Annotated in this window: 24 protein-coding genes and 11 pseudogenes; 10 read left to right on the forward strand and 25 right to left on the reverse strand. The window is 34.9% G+C overall.

Features of this window, described 5'->3' with window-relative positions; genetic code table 11:
* Positions 1-69 precede the first annotated feature (69 nt).
* The 6 genes and pseudogenes from pepF to JCM13188_RS21465 all read right to left on the reverse strand — a co-directional run bounded on the left by pepF (position 70) and on the right by JCM13188_RS21465 (position 5,439).
* A pseudogene (gene pepF, locus JCM13188_RS15415) lies at positions 70-1,876 on the reverse strand (oligoendopeptidase F).
* Between the two features lie 82 nt (positions 1,877-1,958).
* Positions 1,959-2,309 (reverse strand): hypothetical protein, encoded by a 351-nt coding sequence (locus tag JCM13188_RS15420; RefSeq protein WP_439646651.1) that lies wholly within the window; start codon positions 2,307-2,309, stop codon positions 1,959-1,961.
* Entirely contained in the window at positions 2,194-3,111 is a 918-nt protein-coding gene (locus JCM13188_RS15425) for a competence protein CoiA (RefSeq protein ID WP_054754828.1), read from the reverse strand. Before JCM13188_RS15425 ends, JCM13188_RS15420 begins: the two co-directional genes overlap by 116 nt.
* A 20-nt stretch (positions 3,112-3,131) precedes the next feature.
* Positions 3,132-4,639 (reverse strand): annotated as a pseudogene (gene cls / locus JCM13188_RS15430) (cardiolipin synthase).
* A 184-nt stretch (positions 4,640-4,823) separates the two neighbouring features.
* Positions 4,824-5,060 carry an adaptor protein MecA gene (locus JCM13188_RS21460; protein ID WP_369405094.1) on the reverse strand — a complete coding sequence of 79 codons (237 nt, stop codon included), beginning with the start codon at positions 5,058-5,060 and terminating at the stop codon, positions 4,824-4,826.
* 52 nt (positions 5,061-5,112) lie between these two features.
* Entirely contained in the window at positions 5,113-5,439 is a 327-nt protein-coding gene (locus tag JCM13188_RS21465) for an adaptor protein MecA (RefSeq protein ID WP_369405095.1), read from the reverse strand.
* A gap of 364 nt (positions 5,440-5,803) precedes the next feature.
* Between JCM13188_RS21465 and JCM13188_RS15440 the strand changes: the two genes are divergently transcribed.
* Complete coding sequence (locus tag JCM13188_RS15440; protein WP_054754829.1) at positions 5,804-6,529, forward strand: TerC family protein; 726 nt, start codon at positions 5,804-5,806, stop codon at positions 6,527-6,529.
* On the opposite strand, the gene spxA is transcribed toward JCM13188_RS15440, so the two are convergent.
* The 3 genes and pseudogenes from spxA to JCM13188_RS15455 all read right to left on the reverse strand — a co-directional run bounded on the left by spxA (position 6,518) and on the right by JCM13188_RS15455 (position 9,427).
* Positions 6,518-6,913: a transcriptional regulator SpxA gene (gene spxA, locus JCM13188_RS15445; protein WP_054754830.1), complete on the reverse strand. Its 396-nt coding sequence runs from the start codon at positions 6,911-6,913 to the stop codon at positions 6,518-6,520. The two genes, JCM13188_RS15440 and spxA, sit on opposite strands and share 12 nt — an antisense overlap.
* A 326-nt stretch (positions 6,914-7,239) precedes the next feature.
* Entirely contained in the window at positions 7,240-7,830 is a 591-nt protein-coding gene (locus JCM13188_RS15450) for a GNAT family N-acetyltransferase (RefSeq protein WP_054754831.1), read from the reverse strand.
* Positions 7,831-8,238: 408 nt separating this feature from the next.
* Positions 8,239-9,427, reverse strand: a pseudogene (locus JCM13188_RS15455) (putative glycoside hydrolase).
* Between the two features lie 471 nt (positions 9,428-9,898).
* Between JCM13188_RS15455 and trpS the strand changes: the two are divergent.
* Positions 9,899-10,894: pseudogene (gene trpS, locus JCM13188_RS15460) on the forward strand (tryptophan--tRNA ligase).
* 45 nt (positions 10,895-10,939) lie between these two features.
* Here trpS and JCM13188_RS15465 read toward each other — a convergent pair.
* Both JCM13188_RS15465 and JCM13188_RS19715 read right to left on the reverse strand, forming a co-directional pair.
* Positions 10,940-11,695, reverse strand: coding sequence for a DUF3603 family protein (locus JCM13188_RS15465; RefSeq protein WP_054754855.1), 756 nt, complete (start codon positions 11,693-11,695; stop codon positions 10,940-10,942).
* A gap of 73 nt (positions 11,696-11,768) precedes the next feature.
* Positions 11,769-11,974: pseudogene (locus tag JCM13188_RS19715) on the reverse strand (YuzI family membrane protein).
* A gap of 287 nt (positions 11,975-12,261) precedes the next feature.
* On the opposite strand from JCM13188_RS19715, the pseudogene JCM13188_RS15475 reads away from it, so the two are divergent.
* Positions 12,262-13,160 (forward strand): annotated as a pseudogene (locus tag JCM13188_RS15475) (LCP family protein).
* Between the two features lie 77 nt (positions 13,161-13,237).
* On the opposite strand, the gene fabF reads toward JCM13188_RS15475, so the two are convergent.
* From fabF to JCM13188_RS15495, 4 genes and pseudogenes are all read right to left on the reverse strand, one after another.
* Positions 13,238-14,500 (reverse strand): beta-ketoacyl-ACP synthase II, encoded by a 1,263-nt coding sequence (gene fabF / locus JCM13188_RS15480; RefSeq protein ID WP_054754856.1) that lies wholly within the window; start codon positions 14,498-14,500, stop codon positions 13,238-13,240.
* Positions 14,446-15,423, reverse strand: coding sequence for a beta-ketoacyl-ACP synthase III (locus JCM13188_RS15485; protein WP_054754834.1), 978 nt, complete (start codon positions 15,421-15,423; stop codon positions 14,446-14,448). The genes fabF and JCM13188_RS15485 overlap by 55 nt, the downstream gene beginning before the upstream one ends.
* Positions 15,424-15,507: 84 nt before the next feature.
* Positions 15,508-16,465: pseudogene (locus tag JCM13188_RS21470) on the reverse strand (BMP family ABC transporter substrate-binding protein).
* Positions 16,466-16,532: 67 nt separating this feature from the next.
* Positions 16,533-16,940, reverse strand: a complete 408-nt coding sequence (locus JCM13188_RS15495) for a hypothetical protein (protein WP_054754836.1) — start codon at positions 16,938-16,940, stop codon at positions 16,533-16,535.
* A gap of 116 nt (positions 16,941-17,056) precedes the next feature.
* Between JCM13188_RS15495 and JCM13188_RS15500 the strand changes: the two genes are divergently transcribed.
* Positions 17,057-17,236 (forward strand): DUF2929 family protein, encoded by a 180-nt coding sequence (locus tag JCM13188_RS15500; protein WP_054754837.1) that lies wholly within the window; start codon positions 17,057-17,059, stop codon positions 17,234-17,236.
* Between the two features lie 47 nt (positions 17,237-17,283).
* On the opposite strand, the gene JCM13188_RS15505 is transcribed toward JCM13188_RS15500, so the two are convergent.
* Positions 17,284-17,592, reverse strand: a complete 309-nt coding sequence (locus JCM13188_RS15505; protein WP_054754838.1) for a hypothetical protein — start codon at positions 17,590-17,592, stop codon at positions 17,284-17,286.
* A 75-nt stretch (positions 17,593-17,667) separates the two neighbouring features.
* Here JCM13188_RS15505 and JCM13188_RS15510 point away from each other — a divergent pair.
* Positions 17,668-18,479: pseudogene (locus JCM13188_RS15510) on the forward strand (undecaprenyl-diphosphate phosphatase).
* A gap of 55 nt (positions 18,480-18,534) precedes the next feature.
* On the opposite strand, the pseudogene JCM13188_RS15515 reads toward JCM13188_RS15510, so the two are convergent.
* From JCM13188_RS15515 to JCM13188_RS15535, 5 genes and pseudogenes are all read right to left on the reverse strand, one after another.
* A pseudogene (locus JCM13188_RS15515) lies at positions 18,535-18,847 on the reverse strand (metal-sulfur cluster assembly factor).
* Between the two features lie 81 nt (positions 18,848-18,928).
* Complete coding sequence (locus tag JCM13188_RS15520; RefSeq protein ID WP_279401968.1) at positions 18,929-19,153, reverse strand: hypothetical protein; 225 nt, start codon at positions 19,151-19,153, stop codon at positions 18,929-18,931.
* Positions 19,154-19,205: 52 nt separating this feature from the next.
* The gene (locus tag JCM13188_RS15525) at positions 19,206-19,799 is read right to left on the reverse strand and encodes an alpha/beta fold hydrolase (RefSeq protein ID WP_054754840.1); all 594 of its coding nucleotides are present in this window, start codon (positions 19,797-19,799) and stop codon (positions 19,206-19,208) included.
* A gap of 253 nt (positions 19,800-20,052) precedes the next feature.
* Positions 20,053-20,316: a dioxygenase family protein gene (locus JCM13188_RS15530; protein ID WP_054754841.1), complete on the reverse strand. Its 264-nt coding sequence runs from the start codon at positions 20,314-20,316 to the stop codon at positions 20,053-20,055.
* 17 nt (positions 20,317-20,333) lie between these two features.
* Entirely contained in the window at positions 20,334-20,693 is a 360-nt protein-coding gene (locus tag JCM13188_RS15535) for a peptidase associated/transthyretin-like domain-containing protein (RefSeq protein WP_279401969.1), read from the reverse strand.
* Positions 20,694-20,811: 118 nt separating this feature from the next.
* Between JCM13188_RS15535 and JCM13188_RS15540 the strand changes: the two are divergent.
* Positions 20,812-21,432: pseudogene (locus JCM13188_RS15540) on the forward strand (flavin reductase family protein).
* Positions 21,433-21,482: 50 nt separating this feature from the next.
* Here the strand turns inward: JCM13188_RS15540 and JCM13188_RS19720 are convergent.
* From JCM13188_RS19720 to JCM13188_RS15555, 4 genes are all read right to left on the reverse strand, one after another.
* Positions 21,483-21,668, reverse strand: coding sequence for a flavin reductase family protein (locus tag JCM13188_RS19720; RefSeq protein WP_369405096.1), 186 nt, complete (start codon positions 21,666-21,668; stop codon positions 21,483-21,485).
* Positions 21,626-21,943 (reverse strand): flavin reductase family protein, encoded by a 318-nt coding sequence (locus tag JCM13188_RS15545; RefSeq protein ID WP_279401970.1) that lies wholly within the window; start codon positions 21,941-21,943, stop codon positions 21,626-21,628. Before JCM13188_RS15545 ends, JCM13188_RS19720 begins: the two co-directional genes overlap by 43 nt.
* A 123-nt stretch (positions 21,944-22,066) precedes the next feature.
* Positions 22,067-22,579 carry a prolyl oligopeptidase family serine peptidase gene (locus tag JCM13188_RS15550; protein WP_054754843.1) on the reverse strand — a complete coding sequence of 171 codons (513 nt, stop codon included), beginning with the start codon at positions 22,577-22,579 and terminating at the stop codon, positions 22,067-22,069.
* Positions 22,576-22,830, reverse strand: a complete 255-nt coding sequence (locus JCM13188_RS15555; RefSeq protein ID WP_054754844.1) for an alpha/beta hydrolase family protein — start codon at positions 22,828-22,830, stop codon at positions 22,576-22,578. The genes JCM13188_RS15550 and JCM13188_RS15555 overlap by 4 nt, the downstream gene beginning before the upstream one ends.
* A 146-nt stretch (positions 22,831-22,976) precedes the next feature.
* Here JCM13188_RS15555 and JCM13188_RS15560 point away from each other — a divergent pair, with 146 nt between their 5' ends.
* The 4 genes and pseudogenes from JCM13188_RS15560 to JCM13188_RS15570 all read left to right on the forward strand — a co-directional run.
* Positions 22,977-23,813 carry a Cof-type HAD-IIB family hydrolase gene (locus JCM13188_RS15560; RefSeq protein ID WP_054754845.1) on the forward strand — a complete coding sequence of 279 codons (837 nt, stop codon included), beginning with the start codon at positions 22,977-22,979 and terminating at the stop codon, positions 23,811-23,813.
* A gap of 96 nt (positions 23,814-23,909) precedes the next feature.
* Positions 23,910-24,053 carry a hypothetical protein gene (locus JCM13188_RS19725; protein WP_279401972.1) on the forward strand — a complete coding sequence of 48 codons (144 nt, stop codon included), beginning with the start codon at positions 23,910-23,912 and terminating at the stop codon, positions 24,051-24,053.
* Positions 24,035-24,241 carry a hypothetical protein gene (locus tag JCM13188_RS15565; protein ID WP_054754846.1) on the forward strand — a complete coding sequence of 69 codons (207 nt, stop codon included), beginning with the start codon at positions 24,035-24,037 and terminating at the stop codon, positions 24,239-24,241. The genes JCM13188_RS19725 and JCM13188_RS15565 overlap by 19 nt, the downstream gene beginning before the upstream one ends.
* A 239-nt stretch (positions 24,242-24,480) precedes the next feature.
* Positions 24,481-25,311 (forward strand): annotated as a pseudogene (locus JCM13188_RS15570) (phosphate/phosphite/phosphonate ABC transporter substrate-binding protein); the annotation flags it as partial.
* Positions 25,312-25,319: the final 8 nt, after the last annotated feature.

Raw genomic sequence — 25,319 nt, forward strand, 5'->3', positions numbered from 1 at the left:
TTAGGGACTTTTTTTTAATTAGTCCACTAACTGGGGTTTAGTTCAATATCAGACTTCAGCATTTTTTGTTTATTCGTTTAATAACTGTTCAAATTCATTTAGTTTTTCTTCAAATACGTCAAGTGCTGCTAAAATAGGGGCTTTAGTTGTCATATCCACTCCAGCTTTTTTAAGAACATCAATTGGATCTTCACTGCTACCCGCTTTTAAGTAGTTCTTATAGCGTTCAACCGCAGAGTCGCCTTCTTCAAGGATTTTATGTGCTAATGCTGTTGCTGCTGAATAGCCCGTAGCATATTGATACACATAATACCCCATGTAGAAGTGAGGGATTCTAGCCCATTCTAATCCAATAGCTTCATCAACTTCGACACCTTCACCGAAGTATTTTTGTTTAAATCATAATAAATTGATGTTAGTTTATCAGCTGTTAATGCTTCACCATTTTGATCACGTTTATGAATATCATGCTCAAACTCGGCAAACATCGTTTGACGATAAACCGTTGCACGGAAACCTTCTAAGAAATTATTTAAAAGATATAACTTTTTCTTTTTATCATCTACGTCTTTAGCAAGTAATCATTTAATAATGCCTCATTCGCTGTTGAAGCAACCTCAGCAACAAAAATCGAGTAATCACCATAGCGAGGTGATTGGTTCTCGCGTGTATAATAACTGTGAAGTGAATGGCCTAACTCGTGAGCAAGCGTAAACATGTTATCAACGTTGTCTTGCCAATTCATTAAAATATAAGGATTTGTTAAATAGCTACCTGACGAATACGCGCCACTTCTTTTCCCTTTCGTTTCTAACCAGTCAATCCAACGCTCCTTATAAGCTTTCTGCAAAATGCCTGTGTAATCATCACCTAATGGAGCTAAACCTTTTAATACATAATCTTTAGCTTCATCAATACTTACAGAAATTTTCTCATCTACAAGCGGTGTATAGATATCATACATATGAAGTTCATCTAAGTCTAAAGCTTTCTTTTTAACCTCCATATAGCGATGTAAAACAGGAAGTCGTTCGTTGATTGCTTCAACTAAGTTGTCATAAACCTTTTCAGGAATATTGTTTTGATCTAATGCCGCTTCTCTAGCTGAATTATAATTTCTCGCCTTAGCAACAAAGTTATCTTTCTTTATCTGTCCAGATAGTGTAGCAGCAAATGTATTTCGGAACTGCCCAAACGTGTCATACATGGCATTAAACGCATTTTTACGCACGTTTTGGTCTTTAGAATCTAAGAAATCACGGTACCGACCATGTGACAACTGAACGTCTTTACCATCTTCATCTTTAATAGTTGGAAACTCAATATCCGCATTATTTAGCATACCGAATGCATTTGATGGTGCTGAAGTGACTTCCGAAACCTCCGCTAATAATGCCTCTTCTTTATCACTTAAAACATGTGGTCGAGATTTCATGATGTCACGTAATGTTTTTTCATAATGCGTTAATTCATTGTTTTGATTTAAAAAACCTTCAATTTCATCATCTGTCATTGATAAAATTTCTGGAGTCACAAAGCTAAAGGCGCTCAACATATGTGTTGCCAAACTTTGCGCTCTAGCATTTTGATCTTGATATTTACTGTTTGCCGTATCTTGATCTGAACGCATGTGAGCGTATACAAACAATTTTTCAAGACGAATTCGAATGTCATCCTCGAATTTTAATACGTTTAATAAGTTCTCAGGTGATTCTGCAATCTTCCCTTTATATTGTTCGATTTTAGGAAAATCTAACTTAAGCGCTTCAAATTCTTTCTCCCAATCATCATCCGTAGGGAAAATAGCTTCTAAATCCCAAGTTAATTCTTTAGGTACTTCATCTCTCGTTTTTAAACCTGTAGCCGTTTCTGTCACGGTATGTAACCTCCCCAATTAATTAGTCTTTCATATACATTCTATATAAAAATAACGATTCTGTAAAAATAAATGAAAAATATTATAAAAATTTAAATAACTTGTGTAATAATTCTTTATCACCTTCTAATGCACGATCTAACGATTGATAAAAAGTAAAACCTCTAATCTTTTCATACTTACTAGCTGAGTGTTTCTTCAAATACCCCAATTGACATAATAGGCTTAGATACTCGATTAAAGGATGCATACTTCTGCCTGGATAGATTGAAGTAACTGTGTTACCGAAATAAGGTTTAACTAAACGTAATAAGTGATCAATCAAAACTGTTTGAGTTACTTTTATTTGATTTAAATATAAAATGATTTGAGATTGCCAAACATAATCTGGAAGCAATAACGATAAGAATTTTGAACTGGTAAATAAACACATGAAGGTAAATTTGTGGGTGTAAACCTAAAAGATACAGCTGTTTCATAAATGGTTCATCGTATTTAGAAAGATAACGAGTGGGTCCGATTCTAAAATTCCGCTTTTCTTTAATCCATTTTTGAAGATAGTATGACTTTTGTATTTGAACGGGTTCAAATAGCATGTGCCAGGTTAACGAATTAAGCGGTAGATGTTTAAGTGAAGATACTGCTTTTCCTTTGGCATTAAATAAATGCGTTGCTACTGTCATTCGATTAGTTTTTGGGTCAAAGAAGAATAATTGATGTTGATTGGTATTTTGATGATACATAACTGCAGATCTTAAAGTGGTATTCCAATACAGGTCATATTTATGATCACCTAAATATTTTGGCCCAAAAATCCAAAATGGATAAACATTTCTTGAGGCTAAACCTAACGTACGGTCTAATAGATCCGTTGTTGAAATGGGTGAGCATTGAAATTCGATAGCCGCCCATTTGCCTCCTAGCTTAACAAGCACATCAACCCGCTGATCAATTGAAGGTATGATATGTTCTAGTTTTGCATACAGCCCTTGTTTAATACACCAGTTATAAAGTTTTATTTTTCCTTCTAAATGAGTCTGGGATTCTCCCTGATGAGAGCACTGTACTCGCTTGATATGAGCAAAATGAGGAATAACGACTTGCCCTGCTTTAAGTACCACTTTCTGTTGACACTCCGGGCAGTAGTGAGGATGCTGACGTATAACATTCAGTTCCTGTTTACTCTTGTTATACGCCAGTATTTCCTGTCCATTTGAATTTAATGCTTTTAACATAAACTTCGTCCCCTAACTTATTAGAGTAACGGGGAAAGTAATCTAAATAAGGATTCCATCATACGTAAGAAAATGGAGCGCTTTTCGAACTTCTCAGGGTCTAATTCTCTTGATTTCATAAAATCTTCTTTAAAATCAGCCACTAACTTATTTGTACTTTCTGTTCTAAATAGAAATGCGTTGACTTCAAAGTTTAAATGAAAACTTCTCATGTCCATGTTAGACGTTCCAATTGATGCCAACTCATGATCAATCACAACTACTTTACTGTGCATAAAACCTGCTTCATATTCAAAAATTCGAATTCCAGCGTCCATTAATTCGGGAAAATATGAACGAGATGCATGAAACACAATTCGTTTATCGGGTCGTCTTGGCACAAGTAGTCTAACATCTACCCCACTTAAACTTGCGACTTTCATAGCTGTTAAAATATCGTCATCAGGAATAAAGTATGGTGATGCTATCCATATTGATTTTTAGCAGATATAATCATAGAGAAATATAGCTTTTTATTGTTTCCCACTGATTATCCGGACCACTCGTAATCATTTGCACACCGCCAAAACGGCCGTCTAATATCTCAGGTGATAAATATTCCGATTTTAGCAAGTGTTCATCCGTTTCGTATTTCCAATCTTGCAAGAAGATTGTTTGTAGGCTTCTAACCGCTTCACCTCGTACGTAAAGGTGTGTATCACGCCAATCACCAAACTGAGGAACTTTACCTAAATATTCATCCCCAATATTTAAACCACCTACAAAACCAACCTTTCCATCGATGACAATGATCTTTCGGTGGTTTCGAAAGTTTATTCGGTTTCCTATAAATGGTAATTTGACAGGAGAAAAGGAACCAATTTTGGACACCGGCTTTTCTTAATTCTTCTTTATATGACTCAGATAATTTCCAGCTTCCTACTGCATCATATAAGAACCTAATCTCAACGCCATCTTTTGCTTTTCGAATTAACACATCTTTAATTTGATTACCAATTCATCGTGCCTTACAATATAATATTCTAAGTGGATATGGTGTTCAGCTTTTTCTAGCTCTTCTAAAATAGCCGGAAAGGTCTCGCGCCCGTTCGTTAATACTTTAGTTTCCGTATTAAACGAAATCGGAGAGTTCCCTAAGTGTTGGGCTAAACGAAACAGCATTTTTTGATGGTCGCCCATTTGATTTAGTTCTTGATCACTAATAACCCGTTGACCTTCTACTCTATTAAAAGCGACTTCATCAGCTGCTTGTTTTTCTTTAAAACGTTTTCTTTTTTTTGGTAGTTGCGACCAAATAATAAGTAGAAGAAAAACCCTAATACAGGAAATAACGCAAAGACTAAAAGCCAATTTAACGTTTCAGATGGATCGCGATTTTCAATAAAAATAATAAATCCCATTAAAACAGCAGAGATCGTTACAAAATAGAAAAAGTCGTAATTAAACGACCTTCCCAAATGTTGTAGGACAAATAAAATACTGCTGATACGATGACTAGAAAAATCACGACTTGGATCCATTTCAGCATGCTGTTTCATCCTTTTCTACAATTCGACCTAAAGACCTAAATTAAAGATACAGAATTTTTTACCACTTTGCAACTGAGATTAGCTGATTTCATGCATTAAATATAAAATGAGCACTGCGATGTCACAGTGCTCAATCATTAGTTAAGACTAAATTTAGATTTAAGTTGTTTTAAAGCTTTAGCTTCAAAAACCTCTTGCCCCGTATTCGATTAAAAAGTGAACCGACATATTGGACTCTTCACCAAACTCTAAGATGCGACTAATATAGTTTTCTTGTTCATCTTCACTTAGATAACCTTCTGGAAACGCAACATATAGATAATATCGATTCTCATAAGCATATAAACGATCATCGATGAATCGACTGTCAGTTAGTGAATGACTTAATGAAATAACCTCTTCAATATCATTAAAAGTCACCATAAGATCTAACTTGTCATCTTCTTGCTCCTCTGTCGTATTATGCTGCGGTTTATAAGTTTTTTAGTACGACGCTTTTGGATGGACTTTGTTCCATTAGCGATTCTAACTTTTCTTCTAAGTTATGCTGAATCGGATTACCTTCTTCGTTTTGAAATTCAAGCTTCTCACCGTCTTTAGAAACTTGAGCTTTCGTGACTACAATTTCTAACCCTTTATCCAGTGCTTGAACTTGAATCCATAATGGGCCATCTATATTAAAATCTTGTTCATCGTTTACTTCATCCATCATTTCCCAGAAAAGTTGTTCACCTTTTTCACGGTTATACCAGATGTCTTCACGATTAAAACCACGTTCTTCAATGTCATTATAAGAAATATAAAATTTTTAATGTGTTCTCATTAATACGTTCTATTTCCATTTTCTTTCCTCTCCCTTCATTAAGTAATCGTGCTGGGAAAGATTACAAATTATACATGATTGTTATATAATGTTTACCCGTTTTTAACTTTTATCAATCATTTTCATAAGCTGACCTTCTTAATCATATTTTATGATAGGTAGTCAAAAAATGAAAATGCTTTGACAACTAAAAAACGAAATCCATATTTGCCCTAATCATGAATATAGTTAGAGTATATTACACGTAAAAATAATGGACAAATTTTCTGCTTTAATTTTGTTTAGTCTATGATTTTAAACTAAAAATTAGAATTTGTCACTACTTATTTTGGAGGTTTTTATGGAATTATTATTCATTGATCTAAATTGGGATTTATTAAAAGCTGTATTAATCATAATTGGGTTAGATCTTATTCTTGGTGGTGATAATGCTGTAGTCATTGCAATGGCAAGCCGAAATTTACCTAAACATCATCAAAACAAGGCGATTGTACTAGGGACAAGCTTAGCAATTCTAATTAGAGTTTCTTTAGCTGGTATCGCAATTTATTTGTTAACCATCCCCTATGTACAATTAATCGGCGGATTATTATTATTATACATTGCAGTTAAATTATTAACTCAGAATGACGATCATGTTGAAGTGGAATCGTCCAGTACGTTAATAGGTGCGGTTAAAACGATTGTCATAGCCGATTTGATTATGAGCTTTGATAATGTTCTTGCAATTGCAGCAGCATCGAATCAAAATGTCGTGTTAATCATTTTTGGACTTGCTGTATCTGTTCCAATTATTATATTTGGCAGTAAAATCATTTTAATGATAATGAACAAATATCCTGTCATTGTATATGCTGGAGCATCACTCATTGCTTACACAAGTGCTGAATTGATTTTGAAAGAAGAAAGGCTTGAATCTACCTTCAAATTAATTCCTAACGAACACTTCATATTACCATTAGTTTTTGTCATGCTCGTTTGCCTTTTAGGACTTTCGTACAACTTAAATAGACTAAAAAACCGAACCATTAAGATTCGGTTTTTTTCGTTTATATTAGTTTACTAAACGTTGAGCTTCTTTAAGTTGAAATGAACGCACTTTTCTAGGTAAGAAACGGCGTATTTCATCTTCATTATAGCCTACTTGTAGTCGTTTATCATCTAAGATAATTGGACGTCTAAGCAAGCCAGGATTTTGTTGAATTAGACTAATCAAATCTTTAAGTGGCATTTGATCTAGACTAACGTCTAATGATTGAAAAACTTTAGAACGAGTTGATATAATCTCATCAGTTCCGTCTTCAGTCATTCTTAAGATTTCCTTAATTTCATCTTCTGAAAGACTATCTGAGAAAATATTTCGTTCCTTATAAGGAATTTCATGTTCCTCTAGCCATGCTCGGGCTTTTCTACAAGATGTACAGCTTGGTGATGTAAATAACGTTACCATGCCATTCACCCTCCTTTGGAAAGGTATCTATAATTAAATGATTTTAACTATTATTAATTTATAATAAATCTAAATTACCTTTCATCCTAATTATACATGAATGTCAAGTATTTCGATAGGAGATGAATTTAATTGTAATAAAATATTCACAATTGATTCCTCTCATTAAAATAAGTATATTTATGTTTTACCCTACTTTAAAAATAATAAACCGTTTTAAATGAAAAACTATAAAAAAATCCAAATTTTTATGAATAATGCATTATATTCCGGAAAAAAAGAAATGCCCACATTAATTAGGGCATTTCTTTACATGTCATATATTTCTATACACCTTTTGGCTTTTTCAATTCCTCAAACAAATCAACATCACGACTTTTATCAATAGTTAAAACTTCTTCTACCGGCTGATAAGCTTCACCATAAATCTCTTCATCTTTATAAGTATGAATTTTTTCATACATTTCTTTCATTTTTTCATAAATAATTTCCTCAGATTCTTGATCAGGCGCCCAGTATAAAATTTCAAGCGTGTTTAATTCTTGTGTTGCTATTGACTTTCTAGTATAACCAATCGACTGTGCATGTTTGAAGCCTTCTCTATGATAGAAGTGTAAACGTTTTTCCGTGTCTGTATCATCGTAATCAACAGGCTCTACTTCTAAAATAATCGGCTTGCCTTTCGCTTTCAGTTTTTCCATTAATTTGCTACCAATACCTTGACCCCTTGACTGAGGAGAAACATATACATAATCAATAAAGATAAAGGAATCAAATTCTGCGTACATCATAACATGATATTCACCTTCATCTTTATGATAGACATCACCTTTCTCTTTTAACAAAGTCTCAAAATGTTTCTTCGACTTCATCTCCTCTACAGGAAAATACTGATTCAGCTTCTCATACCAATTCATTGATCTACTCCTTCATGACTAATATTAGTCTTATCGTGCGGCATAAATTTAATTTTATGCCATTTGCTATAACCATTATTAATTATAACGAACTCATACACATGGGTTAAATGTGATATAACAGGTATGCTACGGATAAAGTATCATTATTCATGTTATGTATAACCTCTCACTTAAATCCCTTTTTATTATTCTTACATCCGCATAGATTCTCTAAAATATTCGAAAATAGTTAACACTTTAACAGGTTAAGGAGATAAAGATTTAAATATGGAATTTAGTAACTTGTCAATAATTGTTGAAAAGTATGTAAACTCTCCACAAAATAATCTGATTATTTGTACCTTACTTTTCGTTAACTATTTCATTAAAAAATAAAAGCCGCCATTAAGGCGACTTCTGTTTTTATTAATTACGAGGATCATAGTCAACACCTTCTGTATAGGTATTGCCTGCATCCCATAGTAAAAATTCGTATATACCATTGTCATATAAAGCATCAATTTGATCTTGAACTTGTTTAGGTCCGTAAGTAAATGTGCTACCTCCTGCATATAACCATGACGCGGTGAAGTCTTGAATCCATGGTCTAGATATTGGTGCTTTATCTAATTTAGAAAGAACCTTTTTTTCCTCTTTGGCATACTCATTTACTAATTTGTATGGCTTTTTATCCGGAAAAGGTATGTCAAAGTAACCTGGTCCCCAATGACTTGGATAAATCATAGAAGATATAACATCTACGTTACTAGAAATTTTAGAGAAGTTCTGACCAATACCAGGTGCTTCTTTAATCGTTGCAGAATAACCGAATATATCAACAGATACATCAACCCCAAAAGGTTCTAACTCTTTTTTAGCATAAGCGACAAATTCCGTAACGGCTTTAACACGCTCTTGTACGTTATCTAAACCTGCCTCATCATAGTCCCCACGACTGTATTTTAACTCCACGTCACGTTTTTTCGAATCCTTCAGGAAAGCGAACGTAATCAAATTGGATTTCTTGAAATCCTAATTTAGCTGCTTCTTTTGCTATTTCAACATTATACTTCCAGACATCTTTAATAAATGGATTAACGAATGCATCACCTTTACCGTTTTTCCATACTTTTCCGTTTTCTTTAAATGACCACTCCGGTTTTTTCTCAGCTAAATGTGTATCTTTAAAAACAACCACACGAGCAATCGGATAGATTTGTTCTTTTTCTAAGCGCTTTAACATAGCTTTTGGATCACTAATATAATTTTGAGATGCATCGTAGTACGGCGAATCCTTTGGCAACTTATATGTAATATAACCATTATCTTCTTTTATATCGATAACCATTGCATTCAATTCCGTTTGATTAACATGTTTAATTAAGTTTTTAAATCTAAAATTCCCAGCAGAATGACCAGTTAAGTAAATTCCTCTTACTGCATCTGGATATTCAAATTTTAACCCTGAATCATATGTAAAACGTGGTACTGGTTTCGGTAGCTTTTTCTCTGAAAGCTTCGTTTCAAATTTTCCATGAAAAGCTACGTTTTTCACCTGTTCTTTCCCTTTTTCTCCCTCATCTGCTAACACAACACTTGCCAACCCTACACTCATAACTAGTGACAACAATAAAATGAAGCTTCTCCTCAAGTCTTTTTCCCCCCAGTTGTTTATCTTTAATTACATTATATTATATTTCTCGAAAAAAGAGTACCTAAAAATGAATTTATAAAAAAAATTTCTTTAGATTTTGATTTAAACATATACTTCTATTTGAAAAAGATCATAAAATAGTTTATATTTATTTCTTAGATAAGGTAATAATATATGATAATAACTAAACAGTGATGAAGGTAAGTATGTCTCTACCTCTCTTAACAGTGAGTCTGGATAGTGGAAACAGATAAGTATGTAGAGTCAGAAATTGGGCCTTTGGAGTTTATACGGTTCGCAAACCGATATCCTGCTAAATGAAGTGACCTTTTAATGAGGTAATTAGGGTGGCACCGCGGTTCCATTCGTCCCTAGCATATTTAGGGATGAATGGGACTTTTTTTGTACATTAATTGAAAGGGGATTATGACGATGACACAAACTATTTTCTCTGGCATACAGCCTTCAGGGACACTTACAATCGGAAACTATTTAGGGGCTATGAAGCAGTTCCCAGAACTTCAAGATGAATACAACAGTTACTTTTGTATTGTTGATTATCACGCAATAACCGTTCCACAAGATCGTTTAAAGCTTCGTGATCAAACGCGCTCATTAGCTGCTATGTATCTCGCTAGCGGAATTAACCCAGAAAATCAACACTATTTATCCAATCAGAAGTACCAGCACATGCCGAATTAGCTTGGATGCTACAATGTGTTGCAACGGTTGGAGAATTAGAACGAATGACACAATATAAGGATAAATCTGAAGGGAAGGAATCTGTGACTGCAGGTCTATTAACTTACCCACCACTTATGGCCGCTGATATCTTACTTTATGGAACTGACATCGTACCTGTCGGTGATGACCAAAACAGCATATTGAGCTGACACGTAACATAGCTGAGCGATTTAACAAGCGTTATAATGATATATTTACGATTCCTGATATAAAAATTCAAAAAGTCGGGGCTCGCATTATGTCATTACAGAATCCAACTAAGAAAATGAGTAAATCAGATGAGAATCATAAAGCAACGATTTTCTTACTAGATGAGCCTAAACAGATTGAGAAGAAAATAAAGAGTGCTGTAACAGACTCTGAAGGTATTATTGAATTTGACAAGGAAAACAAACCTGGTATCTCAAACCTGTTAAATATCTATGCAGGTTTCACTGAAAAATCGGTTGATGAGATTGTTAAAGATTATGCAGGAAAAGGGTACGGGGATTTTAAATCAGACTTAGCTCAAATCGTTTCTGAAAAAATTTCAAAAATCCAAGAGCGTTATTATGAGTTGTATGAGTCAGAGGAGTTAGATGAGATTTTAGATCAAGGACAAGAGAAAGCAGAATTGGCTGCTTCAAAAATGCTTAAGAAGGCTAAAAAGCAATGGGAATTGGCCGAGTACATTTGAAAAGGTAAAAATCAAAGGACACTTCTTCATATATGAGGAAGTGTCCTTATTAATTACCCTTTTAACACATTCTTCTTTCGTTGTTCCATTTCCCATAACCTCTCAAAGAATGGTTGGCCTTTAGCCATTTTCTCACAGAGATCTTCATGTTTATTACTCCAACCCACTTTGATTTCGGATAAGAGTAAATCGTACCCTTCATTAAATGTCATTCCTTGAATTTTAGGATACCACTCTGGTTTCCACTCGGTTAACCAGTAACGTAACTCATCAATTCGTTGACTTTGATTCAATTGATCAACCATAAGCATCAGAAGGTGTTTCAATTGTCTTTCTTTTCTAGTTAACCCAACCATATAAATGGGTTCTAACGATAATAAATGATGCTCTTTAAGACGTCGTGGTCTCTTAAATGAATAAGTAAATGGCTCTTTTTGTTTCACTAAATCCAATACTAGTCTTTCTTGTCTTGGAATTAATCTGCTTTTACGAACTGGAATATCGTACCCTAACGTATCCACTACAATTGCATGAGCACCATCCGTTACCACAAACGCATAATCTAAGGGGATTCTCTTATGATGTTTTTTCAAATAAGCTCGCTGATATACTTGTTCTAGCAATGGTTTCGGGATGTCCTGCATATTGTTTTCTATGTAGTCATAGAGACTGTCTTCAACTAGGACTACTGGAATCTGGTCTAAAAGTTCAATTGAATCATCTTTACGCCATTCATGAAATTGGCAGACATTATATCCGTTTTCTTCGCCTTCAAACCAATTCACCCAAATATCGTGTACATATAACATCATAATCCCTCACTTTTCATAATCCTCCATTTATGCTCATTATGACCAAGTGACTTATTTTTATTCTTAAATTTTATGAATCAAAAGGCTTAATATACATGGAGAGAAAAATTAAAAAAAGTCCGCCTGGAAGCATATAACATTCTGGACGATGATATATAAATAAATAAAATCGTATGCATTCATCCCTGCTGGCAAATAATTTAAATAACCAATGATTGAAACACCACCAACACACGTAAAACCAAAACCAATTAGAAATAAAATAAATTGTCCCATTTTTACAACCTCCAGGCTTGTCCAATCGTCTTAATAAATGTATATGTTAAGATGTAAAAAAATATTTAATAGAATCTATCTTTACATCTATATTATTTAGGTGTACATTTGAGACTGGTGAACATTGAGAGAGGGGAACATTATGGTAAGCCGAAGACAAGAGAGAAAACGCATAAAACGTAAAAAAAGAAGAAAACAATATTCTCTATATTCATTCTGTTTTTAATCGGTATCGCTTCATTTTTATTTATGAATACCAAGCAGGCAAAAATGCTGCTGAGCAAGCTATGGGAGAAAACGGCGGAAATAGTCAGTTTGAAAAAGAGTTTAATGGTGCTGAAGAGCTAGAAGATGACAAAATAAACGTATTATTGCTTGGATCTGACCTTGATTCGAACGGAACATCGAGAACAGATACTATAATGATTGGTCAATATGACGTTGAACATGAGCGGGCTAAATTAGTGTCCATTATGAGAGACACCTATGTTCAAATACCAGGTCACGGGTACAACAAATCAATGCCGCTTTCGCACTTGGTGGTCCAGAACTACTCAGAAAGACCATTAAACACAACTTCGGCATTGAACTAAATTATTATGCTATTGTAAATTTCAAAGGCTTTGAAAATATTGTTGATACCATTGCACCCGATGGAATTGAAATTGATGTCGAGAAAAGAATGAGATACTCAGCTAAAGATGTTAACATTGATCTATATCCAGGGATTCAAACTTTAAATGGTGAACAATTACTTGATTATGCTCGTTTTAGAAATGATGCAGAGAGTGACTTTGGACGCGTAAGAAGACAGCAACAGGTCATGAGTGCACTAAAAGAAGAAGTCTTATCGTTTACAAGTCTCATGAAATTACCAAGAGCCATCGGTACTTTACAGCCTTATATTGATACAAATATGGAAACGAGTAAGGTATTATCAGTTGCATCAGAGTTCTTCTTAAATACACCTAACAAAATAGAAACCATGAGAATTCCACTAGATGATACTTGGACTGATCCAACTTATTCTGGCGTTGGCACAATTTTAAAAATAAATTTAGAGGAAAATAAAGCAGCATTAAATGAGTTCCTAACTAGTCAACCAAGGTCAGAAGATTATACACAAAGCGAAGAAACAGACGAAGAAACAAATACGAAAACAGATCAACAAAATGATGATTACTAATATAAAAAGGAGGATTGATTTGCTAAACGGCAATCAGTCCTCCTTTTTCATACATATTCAATTCGAAACATTATTGTTTACACAAACTTTTTAAACACTAACGATGCATTATGCCCACCAAAGCCTAATGAATTTGTCATAGCAACGTTTAGTTCTTTCTCGCGTGCCTCATTTACTACGTAATCTAAGTCACATTCTTCATCAGGAGTTTCATAGTTAACCGTTGGAGGCATTACGTTGTGTTTTAAACTGAGTGCAGTAATAATAGCCTCAACACCACCAGCGGCTCCTAATAAGTGACCAGTCATTGATTTAGTTGAACTCATTGCTAAGTTATAAGCGTGATCTTTAAATACTGTTTTGACAGCCGTTGTTTCATATTTATCATTGTATTCAGTACTTGTACCGTGCGCATTTATATAGTCCATTTCTTCCACATTAACCTCAGCATCATCTAATGCTTGTTGCATCGCACGCGCAGCACCTTCGCCTTCTGGAGCTGGTGCAGTAATATGATAAGCATCACCTGTTGAACCATACCCAATAATTTCAGCATATATATTTGCGCCTCGCTTTTGAGCAGATTCTAGTGATTCAATGACAAGTACACCAGATCCTTCACCCATTACAAAGCCATCACGGTTTTTATCAAACGGGCGACTCGCTGATTTAGCATCAGGGTTAGTAGATAAGGCACCCATAGATGAGAACCCAGCAATCGCCATATGGTTAAATGGTGCTTCAGCTCCTCCGGTAATCATAGCGTCTGCGTCACCACGTTCAATAACTTTAAACGCATCACCAATAGAATTCGTGCCTGAAGCACATGCCGTTACAGAGCAAGAGTTAATCCCTTTAGCGCCTAAAATAATCGACACTTGACCAGATGCCATGTCCGGAATAATCATCGGGATGAAGAATGGACTCACTCGGCCTTTATCCAAATATTTACGAAAACTTTCTTCATAAGTGGTCATACCACCAATACCAGAACCAATCCACACGCCAACTCGATCAGCATTCTCTTCAGTAATTTCTAACCCTGAGTCTGCCACAGCTATTTTAGAAGCCGCAACGGCATATTGAGTAAATAAGTCCATTTTACGAGCTTCACGCTTTTCCATATGTTCCTTAGCGTCAAAATCTTTAACTTCTCCAGCTATTTTAACCGAAAAATCTTCTTGATTTAATTTAGTTAACTCACCAATTCCAACATAACCTGACGTAATATGATCCCACATCGTATTGACATCATTTCCGACTGGTGAAACAACACCTAGTCCAGTTATAACGACTCTTCTTTCGTCATAATTTTGTAACCTCCTCTTATTTTCCCCCAGCGTAAGGCAACAGCACCCCAAGTAAGCCCGCCGCCAAATCCAACTAATATAACTAAGTCATCTTCCTTAATCTTACCTTCTTTAACATCTTCAGACAACGCAATTGGTATCGATGCTGCAGATGTATTTCCATATTTATGAACAGATTTGGACATCTTTTCAACAGGGATCTCTAATTTCTGTCTAGCCGCTTCCATAATACGAATATTGGCTTGATGCGGAATTAAATAATCCACATCATCTTTCGTTAGACCGATCTTTTCAACAACATTTAATGCAGAGTCTCCCATTTGTCTAACTGCAAATTTAAACACTTCTCTGCCGTTCATATGGATGTAATCTCCATCTTGATGTAAGTGCGGAATTCCAGTTCCATCTGCGCCTAATTCGAATGATAAAATTCCTCTATCATCAGAAACAGGTCCAATAATTGCAGCTCCTGCACCATCTCCAAATAGAACACTCGTATTACGGTCTTCCCAATCCGTAATTTTTGATAACTTTTCAACACCTACGACTAAAATATTCTTGTAAGTGTTTGATTCAATAAATTGTTTTGCTGTAACCATTCCATACATAAAACCAGCACATGCCGCACTTAAATCCATAGCAGATGCCTTAAATGCACCTAGCCTTTCCTGAATTTGACACGCTACTGAAGGAAAACCCATATCTGAGGTAACTGTAGCGACTAAAATCATATCAAGATCGTCACTAGTTACCCCTGCTTCTTCCATTGCGTTTACTGCTGCTTCATATGCCATATGTGAAGTATTCATATCATCTGATGCGATTCGACGTTCGGATATTCCCGTGCGAGTTTGAATCCATTCATCTGACGTATCCACCATTTTCTCCAAATCCTTATTTGTTAAAACACGCTCTGGGACATAATGTCCTGTACCTAGAATACCTGCTTTCATTTTGGTCATCTCCTCATTACAAACTATTATAATCATATATTATGACCTGGTTATAATTTTATCAAAAAAGACCGAAAGAAAAGACTATTTCTTTAATCTTCCGGTCTCTAAATAACGCTCAATTAACTCGTCCATTTCCCGCTTCACACGATCACTGACGGCTTCTCCATACTTACCAAGATATATGTATTCATCGTCAAATCCGTAATGTATAACCCCAGATGGAAGTTCTCCTTCATCATACTGATTCGCAATATCGACGTAAATTTTTTCAATATCTTGTACAGTACTTGTTAAAACTGTCCCAGGAGCTACTTCGTATTGGTCGCTGACATAACCTATAGCATAAATATCTTGTTTTTTGCTTCTAATATAATAGGGATATTAAATCCGTCTCCTGCTGGATATACAATATCAATATTTTCTTTAAGTAAATCATTAAATAATAACATCGCACGCTGCTGATCGTACCAATCAAATACAGACCTTATGTGAACTTTAATATTTGAGTTAGTATCTTTGACACCTTCGAAAAAGCCTTGCACTTCAGGTTGACTTTGAAAGGCTGATACGATTCCAATTTCATTCGTTTTGTGACTTTAGCTGATAGAACACCAGCAAAATATCCCATCTCATAACCGTCAAAATGAATACTTGTAATATTCCGATCAAATGTATTGCCATTAAAGTAAACAAAATGTAATCCAGGGTACGTCTCATTAATATCATTAAAATGGGTCCCGAAATCAGATCCGTGTCCGAATACTAAATTAACACCTTGGCGCTTCATATCTTTCACTTGTTCTTCTGTTTCTCGGCTAGTTGTCACATTTTCTCTCGTTAAAATGCTAACGTTTTGTTCTTCCTTAATTTCCAACGCACCAAGGTAAGCACCTTTTCCCCATGTTTCATCATGAATCGTTCCATCCAAAAGTAGTCCAACATTATTCAATTGTCCTGTATTAAAAACCTGTCCACAACTAACCAATAAAAAACTAGTGGCTAGTAATATGAATATGAGTAGTTTTTTCAAAACGAGCACTCCGATATCTACTTGAACTCTTACTTATATTTTGTAACTTTTCTGAATGTATCGCAACAATAACGTTTTAAAAATTTACGTTTTTTTTAATAAAATGAATGCTCTCATCTTCTTCACCATTAATATAAATTGCTTTAGGTAACGTAGAGAAATGTTGGAGGCTTGCTAGCCAATCTGCTACTTCTTCAGGTAATAAATCTTCTCGTTGATCTAAGTAAATTTTAGTTTGAATTGAATTTTCTTGATAAGTGCATAACTCGTTTTCGGTTGTAAAATCATATATATTGTTAAAATCATACTGCTTCTCTTTCTCTTTTAGATGAAAAGATGCGTGCCGCCCAATCATGGCATAACGATCCATTTTTTCTTCATCTTCAACATCATCATAGCCGTAAACCTCAAAATCTTGATCAACAAGTTTTTGAATGAGCAAATAGGCGATTTTATGAAAACAGCCATTGATAAATACTTTCATTCTAGACTCCACCTTTTTTGTATTTGCATAAAAACGTCACATATTCTGTATTTATTTTTTTCTTAACCTTTGGTAAACTGTAATTTGGAATGTATAGAAAAATGAGGTGACATACTATGCGTTTAGTTTGGACAGTCATATGGGGTTTCCTTTTAAGCTTAATGGTTGTTTATGTCATTACAAGTATGACAGGAGACACATTTAGCTTCCCACTCGCAATTGTATTAACTGTACTCTTCACTTTATCCTCTGTGGTTCTGGGTGAAGGAGTCATAAGAGACGACTCGACGCAGTAATAGAAGAGGTTGACTCAAAACATGTTGCACCTGAGTCAACCTCTTTTTTAATACCAAGGTAAAAGGCTTAATGCCGCCACTGCCGTTAATGGTAATATTAGCCTTCTTAAACCGAAATTCTGTGGGTAAGGGTAATAGCCGTAGCCAGGGCCATAGAAAGGATAACCATAACTACTGTACCCATAAGGATTTCGCTGTGGTTCGTGCATAACTGGTGTGATTAAATAAACATTGTCGTCGTCCATATCGACAATGACACCTTGAATTTGTTCACCTTGGTTTGTCTCAATTAACACGTACTGTTTTAAATGACTCTTACATAAATTATAAATATGATCCTTTGAATAAGTATTCACAGAATCTTACCTCCCTTTTCAAGATTAACTTATTCAAATTAACTAGGTTATGTGCACAATTTAGGAGGTTAAATCATGCAAGAAATCTTCGAGTTACTGAAGTATTTATTTTTAGGTGTATTCCAAGGTTTCACAGAACCAATTCCTATTTCATCAAGTGGCCATTTAATGATTGTAAGACACCTGATGGAAATTAAATTACCAATTACTTTTGAAGGATTTATTAATTTTGGTTCGCTTATAGCTGTGCTTATTGTTTTTAGACAAGATATAGCTCGGTTAACAATCAATGGTTTAAAGTTTATTCAAACTAGAAACCACGAATTCCGTTCTGATTTTAATTATATACTGTTATTAGTGATTGCTACTATACCAGCTGGCGTAATTGGTATACTTATAGAAGACTATATTGATAGTATTTTAGGTGAACAAATTAAACTAGTCGGTATTACTCTTTTGTTAACTGGATTGGCTTTATGGATTATCCGAAACCTCAAAGGGTTTAAAACGGATGATGAAATTACGATTAAAGATGCCATTATTGTTGGCCTCGCTCAGGCCATTGCGTTAATTCCTGGCATAAGTCGATCTGGAGCTACGATCGTTGGAGCATGTTAGTCGGGTTTAATCGTTCAGCAGCTTTAAGATTTTCTTTTCTGATGTACATCCCTGTAAGCTTAGGAACGATGGTTTTCTCTGTTGGTGATGTGGTTGGTAATGAAGCATTTTCAGGTCAGATTATATTATTATTGGTGGCATTCATCGGAGCGATTATTGCAACTTATTTTGCCTTGATTTGGTTCATTGACATTATGAAATCAGGTAACCTTAAATACTTTGCTTTTTATTGCTTTATCGTTGGTGCTGCAGTGTTCTTCTTTCTATAGTAATACAGAAAAAAGATGACCCGTTACAAATATAACGGGTCATCTTTTTCATAAATTAATCAGGTATACCAAGTGCAATTTTCGCATAGCGTGACATGCGCTCTTTTGTCCATGGTGGATTCCATACAATATTAACTTCAGTACGCTCTACTTCAGGAATATCAGAAAGTGCACGTTTGACGTCCTGTTCAATTGTTCCAGCTAATGGGCATCCCATTGCCGTTAACGTCATTGTCACTGTAGCAGTTCCTTCTTCATCTAAGTCAACGCCATATACTAAACCTAAGTTGACGATATCGATCCCAAGCTCAGGGTCAATAACATTCTCAAGCGCCCCCCCAAAGGTTTTCCTCTAACGCTTTATCCATTAGTCAGTCCTCCTTAAAGATTCTCTATTCTATTATAAACATGTTTTAGTTAATTTTTAAAGAACAATGACTAGAATGGGGCTACTTTTCATGGCGAACTGATGGAGCGACATAACTTAATGTGTTTCGATTTAAAAAATCTAGTAGTTTCCACTCTAATTCAGCATGTTTATTAAACACGATGGTTAAATGATTTTCTTTAGTTTTAACGACTTCAATTTGTAATAGTCTTTTCTCAAGTTTTTTATACTGTGATTCATAGTAAAAGGGTCTTTTGCCTAAGGTTCCATTCGCTTGTATTAACATAACTGGACAATCTACTTGTTCTGCTAGATGTTCCAAATCAAATTGAAATAAGCTAAGAAAATCTTTTTTTTTTTATGATGTTATGATTTGATTTATGTACCCAATAATCGTTTGACTTCTCAATTTCGTAATTAACAATTCGATTCATGTGCTCAGACCATCTAACACCATGTTTTTCATAAGTGTTTCTGATTAGATTAATATAATCGAGCCTAGATAAATACGATTGTTCTAAACGTATTAAAGATGGCAAAATTAATTCCTTTTGCCCTTGATCCACTTCGCCTGCTCCATCTATTAAAATAAGTGCTTCCACATCTATAAGTGTTGCAGCTTTAAGGCATATATTGGCCCCAATTGAATAACCCATTAGTATTGGACGGTCTATTTTTAATACTTTGATTAATTCAATAAGCTCTTGAACATGTTGATCAATATTTGAATTATTATCAGCGTTTGAACTCTTTCCACGACCATTTAGATCATAGGTAATCATGCGATATTGTTTCTCTAGAGCTTTTTGAAAATGACCTAACTGCATATGGTGACCTGTGAGTCCGTGAACACCGATTACCGTACCTTTTTCCCCAGGGGTCTCATGAATAAATAACTGTTTCCCACCTGTAAGTGCTTTTTTACGCCACATTTTTTAGCATTGTCCATTCACCAACCGTATTTTAATTGTATAGACTTTAAAAAATTAACCATTTAGAGCTATACTTTAATTCTATGAAGTATACTCCTGTAAATATGATTGTTTAAGAAAGTACAACATGAACTATGACTAAATTTTTATGTCTTTCATAACAAAATTAAACGAAGCCTCTTTAATACCATTTTTATCACTGATTTGTGTGATGAGTGATGACGGGATCCCTTCATACAATCGATTTTTTCTTTCAAAAAAACACTTGAGTAATTAATGTTTCATAACCTTTTCGTTTCAGGATGATATTGAGGTGAGCCGGTATAGTGGTGTTCTGTCCCACTGCGTGAAGTAATTCTGCTAAAGGTCCGTTTTCAGAAATGGTATATGGTGACGGGACAATGGTCTCAACTTCAAAAAAGCCATTCTCATCCGTATAAAATCGACCTCTAAGATTATATGGAGGCGCGGCAGATTCATGGGAAGAATAATGTCCATCTGCATCCACGTGCCACATGTCTATTAATGCACGTTTTAAAGGATTACCATTAGATCTCTTACATAGCCAGAAAATTTGAACTTCTCACCTATTTCTTTTACTCTCATAGGTAACTTATATGGCTTAGCAAGTATAGGGGCTCCCTCCACATAATGAACATCCAAAAATGTAGATGGTGTTTGAGCATCCCCGGTAATCTGATGGTCTATTAAAACTGGAGAAACAAAGGCATTTATAAAAGTAGAGATTTCTCTGTCATGTCCAATCTGATCTGCCCACCGAATAAATCCATTAAACTCAGCATTGCTTGGCTGGGCTTCTATCAAAATTTTATCATGTTTCTGAAATAATTGTAGGACTTCTTGAACGCGCTCTTCACTCTCAATTGAACTCACCATTTCACCCTCCTCAAAACTTAGATTAGTCAGCAATTTCATCTTCTGATACTATGTTTATTAATAGATTCTAGTAATATGATGAATTTCATAAGACACATTTTGATGAGGTGATTAAATGAAATCGATAAATCCAAAAGAGCTTAGTAAGAAAGATAATTATAAGTTATTAAGTGGAAGTGTAATCCCCAGACCTATCGCATTTGTAACATCAATGAATGAACACGGAACTTTAAATGCCGCACCATTTAGCTTTTTTAACATGGTTGCCGGGACTCCGCCTTTAATTGTATTATCAGTTGGTCGAATTCGAGGTGAGATAGCCAAACATACAGGAAAGAATATTCTACAAAATAAAGAATTCGTTGTTCATATTTTGGATATGGACTTACTTAAAAAATGAACCAAACATCTGCACCTTATGAAGAAAATATAAGTGAGATTGACAGAGTTGGGTTCAGCCCTATTGAAAGCTCAGACATAAAAAGTGCCAGGTGTAAAAGAAGCAAAAATCAGATTAGAATGTAAACTCTTCCAGCACGTTCCTTTAGAGGAAGAAGGTAAATGTTATAATGACCTTTTCATTGGGAAAGTGGTTCGATATCACATAGATGAATCAATCTACGATGATGGCAGGGTTCTCGCGGAACAACTGAATCCAATTGCTCGATTAGCAGGGCCAAATTATGCAGGATTAAGTGAAAACATTTATCTAGAACGTCCGACAGATACTGAATAATATAAAAAGGGCTGAGGAAAAATCAATACCATTTTCCCCAGCCTTATATTTTAATCCTGTACAATTTTTGAGAACTTACCGCCATAATACCCTAAAGGTTCTCCATTTTCATAATTAAAATTGATTACTTTCCCTAGGAATAAGACATGATCTCCTCCATCGTATTCAGCCCAAGGCTCACATTCTATATATGCTAGTGAATGTTTAATACGATGACCATAGTCCGTTTTTCCCAGTTAAACGGTAACGTCTCATAAGGTTTCCCTGCAAAATGAAGTGCTATGTCTTCTTGATTAGCCGCTAATATATTAACGATAAACCGATTATCTTTTAATTTATGATAAGCTTTTGTATTTCGATCTATTGATACTAATACTAATGGTGGTTCTAGAGAGACAGATGTAAAGGAATTAGCTGTTAAGCCATGGCAGTCATCCCCTTCATTACACGTAACAACCGTTACACCTGTTGCAAACCGACCCATACAGTTTCGAAATTCTTTTAAGTCCAAAAATCTTCCCCCTCACCTCTTTTATTACATATTTTATCGTATAACAATCTGTACCATTACTAAAACATATGAAAATCACTACTAGATTGTGTGAGAAATTTTCTAGTTTAATAGTTTTTAAACTTACAGATGTTTGACAAAAAATTCTGTTAATGCGTATTTTGCTTCCCTGCTCACTTTATGATCACGATTTGGTTCTGATATAAACTGAAAACGATCTTTAGGATAACCACTAGTTTTGAGTTGTTCAACAAACGACATAGAATGTTGGTATGGTACAACCTGGTCGTGCTCACCATGCCATATAAAAATTGGTCGATCTGCCAATTTATCCAATTGGCGCGATAAATCAATAGGTTCTAAAGAAGTTAGCTGCTGATTAATCTCTTGTTGGGTAAGTGGCAAATCAACCCCTTGTTTTCTAATAGACTCCAATAAGTAACTTGCCATATCACTAATTCTTGCAGACCCCATCATGATTCCCGCAGCCTTAATCCAAGGATAGCGAGTTAAAGCAGCAGATACTGTAATTCCGCCCATACTCGTTCCGGCGATACCAATTCGGTCATCCTTTGCTAATTCATGTTGTTTAATATATAAATATAATTCATTTAAGTCTTCTAAATTTTTAATCACAATTTTCCAGAAATCACTTTGAATTTTATTTGGATCTGACTCTTTTGTCTATCTCCGTGGTGCATACTGTCAGGAAGTAACACTCGGTAACCTCTTTCAGCCATCAAATATGCTTGAGGCAAATCTTGTTCTTTAGAACTAGTAAAACCGTGAAAATAAATCATAACTGGGAGTGATTGGTTAATCTTTTCATGATCTACAACTTCAAGTACAGGTATATCTCTAACATCATATTGATCGATGACAATCATGTATGGTCTCCTCTCAAATCACTTTATTACTATAATAATAAATGATACTAGAGTGCCTTTCAATCGTTACAAACATTCACATTACGCAGGAAATGTGATAAAATATTTTAATTAGATATTTACAGGGGAGAATATGGGGTGACATGATGGAAAAACATCTAATAGCATTGGACTTAGATGGCACACTATTAAATGACGATAAAATTATTTCTGCAAGAACCATTCAAACATTAAAAACAGCTAAAGAGCAAGGTCATGTTGTCATGATTGCAACTGGTAGACCTTATCGTGTGAGTAAACAATTTTATCAACAATTAGGTTTAGATACACCTATTGTCAATATGAACGGGGCATATGTTCACCATCCGCTAAATAAAAATTGGGATCATATGCATTCGCCTTTACCTAAAAATGTTGCACTAGATATTGTGGATACATCTACTCAATATGGCGTACAAAATATTATGGCTGAAATTATGGACCAAGTATTTATTAATCAAGAATCTGAACATATTTTTAATCAATTTTTCTTAGAAGGATTAGAAAAACCAGCTAAAATTGGGCATTTGCGAGAAACGCTTGACGGAGACCCGTCTTCATTATTAGTACACCCAAATGAAGATAGTGTTAAGCCGATTAGACAAATTTTAGATGATCAGCACGCATCAGTAATTGATCACCGTAAATGGGGAGCACCTTTTCATGTCATTGAAATTATTCGTTCAGGCCTTCATAAAGCTATTGGCGTTAAAAAGGTAGCTGAAGAATATGGTATTCCTCAAAATCGAATTATCGCATTCGGCGATGAAGATAATGATTTAGAAATGATTGATTATGCTGGCGTCGGTGTAGCTATGAATAACGGCATTTATGAGCTTAAAAATATAGCTAAAGAAATAACCTTAACTAATCATGAAGATGGCGTAGCTCAATTCATTGAAGAATATTTAAATATTACTACACCAATTATAACCCAAGATTAACTATTTATATTTTCCTTCATATTGCACAAAATATACCTGAACACAGTTAAAGCTGTGTTCAGGTTTTTCTTTTAGTTAGAGATGGGAGGATTTTAATTGAAATCGCAACCGATCTACAAACGAAAAAGAAAAAATAAAACAGCTTCAATCAAACAGGAAAGATTTACAGATAAAGCACGTAAAAAGCAGAAGCCGACCGACACACTCGAGGAGGATTCTAAATGGAAAATAACTTTATGAAACAGGCAAAACAAACTATGCAAAATTTGACAAATAAAGCCAAAAATGGCCGTCAAAATCTCCAAAATCAGAAGAATCCATTCAAAGTGTTCAACAAAAGCATTCAATCAGCTTATGAACAAGGAGCACCAGATCAAAAAGAGCAGCAAGAATTAAAACAATTCGAACAAAAATTAACAATAAACTAAAATAACATTTTGCGACACAGGTCGACCCTGTGTCGCTTTTTTTGTAAAAAACAGTGTAAAAGTATGTATTTTTTCGAAAATTATGTTGTACTAATGGACTACATTCATTTATAATTAAATTGTTTTAATCAATACTAAGGGGGAGTTAAAGTGAAAAAGGTTTTAACACTTATTTTGCTGCTTCATTACTATTTTTAGCAGCTTGTGGTTCTAGTAGTGGCAAAGAACCGAATCCAGACAAGCTTGTAATGGGATTTGTTCCATCACAAGACTCTGACAAAATTGCGGAAACTGCTGATCCACTTGCAGAAGAACTTGGAAATATTTTAGACAAAGAAGTAGAAGCTGAGACAATGACAAGTTATAGTGCTCTTGTTGAAGCATTAGGTTCTGGAACCGTACATATCGGTTTCATCCCTGCTTTCGGTTTCGTATTAGCTGATAGTCAGTATGATGTTGAACCTATTCTAAAGTCTGAGCGTCATGGTAGCGCAACTTATGTTGCTCAGTATCTTGTGCGTGCAGATTCACCTGTTAATAGTTTAGAAGATTTAGAGGAACATGCTGGTGAAATGACTTGGGCTTACGGTGATGCGTCATCAACTTCAGGTTACTTATTCCCAGCGGCTCAAATGATGGAAATGTTCGATATTGAATCAACGACTCAATTACAAGAAGAATTCTTCGGTGCAACAACAAGCACAGGTGGCCACGATGCTTCTGCAGTTGCTGTATTAGAAGGACAAGCAGATATCGCAACAACATTTGATGATGTTCGTGACACAATGGAAGAAGATTACCCTAACATAAAAGATGATCTTAAGAAGATCGGAGAAACTAAGCCTATCCCGAACGACACAATTACTGTTCCTAGCTTCTTAGATGATGAATTAACTAAAGAAATTAAAGAAGCATTCCTAAGCTTCAACGAAAATGAAGAAATGATTAAAATCATGAATGAAGTATATAACTGGGATGCAATTATTGAAGCTGACAAATCAGACTTCGATGTTGTAAAAGAAACTTACGAGAAATTAGAACTTGATGAAAGTGTACTTGACGAAGAATAAATAAATTT

This window comes from Piscibacillus salipiscarius JCM 13188, from assembly GCF_001311865.1.
Taxonomy (GTDB): domain Bacteria; phylum Bacillota; class Bacilli; order Bacillales; family Alkalibacillaceae; genus Piscibacillus; species Piscibacillus salipiscarius.

Excerpts from the sequence above, each read along its gene's own strand:
- JCM13188_RS15420 (WP_439646651.1), bottom strand. The coding sequence starts at position 2,309 with ATGTGTTTATTTACCAGTTCAAAATTCTTATCGTTATTGCTTCCAGAT.
- JCM13188_RS15425 (WP_054754828.1), bottom strand. The coding sequence starts at position 3,111 with ATGTTAAAAGCATTAAATTCAAATGGACAGGAAATACTGGCGTATAAC.
- JCM13188_RS15440 (WP_054754829.1), top strand. The coding sequence starts at position 5,804 with ATGGAATTATTATTCATTGATCTAAATTGGGATTTATTAAAAGCTGTA.
- spxA (WP_054754830.1), bottom strand. The coding sequence starts at position 6,913 with ATGGTAACGTTATTTACATCACCAAGCTGTACATCTTGTAGAAAAGCC.
- JCM13188_RS15450 (WP_054754831.1), bottom strand. The coding sequence starts at position 7,830 with ATGAATTGGTATGAGAAGCTGAATCAGTATTTTCCTGTAGAGGAGATG.
- JCM13188_RS15465 (WP_054754855.1), bottom strand. The coding sequence starts at position 11,695 with ATGTTATATGTACACGATATTTGGGTGAATTGGTTTGAAGGCGAAGAA.
- JCM13188_RS15485 (WP_054754834.1), bottom strand. The coding sequence starts at position 15,423 with ATGAAAGCAGGTATTCTAGGTACAGGACATTATGTCCCAGAGCGTGTT.
- JCM13188_RS15495 (WP_054754836.1), bottom strand. The coding sequence starts at position 16,940 with ATGAAAGTATTTATCAATGGCTGTTTTCATAAAATCGCCTATTTGCTC.
- JCM13188_RS15500 (WP_054754837.1), top strand. The coding sequence starts at position 17,057 with ATGCGTTTAGTTTGGACAGTCATATGGGGTTTCCTTTTAAGCTTAATG.
- JCM13188_RS15520 (WP_279401968.1), bottom strand. The coding sequence starts at position 19,153 with ATGTTAATACAAGCGAATGGAACCTTAGGCAAAAGACCCTTTTACTAT.
- JCM13188_RS15525 (WP_054754840.1), bottom strand. The coding sequence starts at position 19,799 with ATGTGGCGTAAAAAAGCACTTACAGGTGGGAAACAGTTATTTATTCAT.
- JCM13188_RS15530 (WP_054754841.1), bottom strand. The coding sequence starts at position 20,316 with ATGTGGCACGTGGATGCAGATGGACATTATTCTTCCCATGAATCTGCC.
- JCM13188_RS15555 (WP_054754844.1), bottom strand. The coding sequence starts at position 22,830 with ATGATTGTCATCGATCAATATGATGTTAGAGATATACCTGTACTTGAA.
- JCM13188_RS15560 (WP_054754845.1), top strand. The coding sequence starts at position 22,977 with ATGGAAAAACATCTAATAGCATTGGACTTAGATGGCACACTATTAAAT.
- JCM13188_RS15565 (WP_054754846.1), top strand. The coding sequence starts at position 24,035 with ATGGAAAATAACTTTATGAAACAGGCAAAACAAACTATGCAAAATTTG.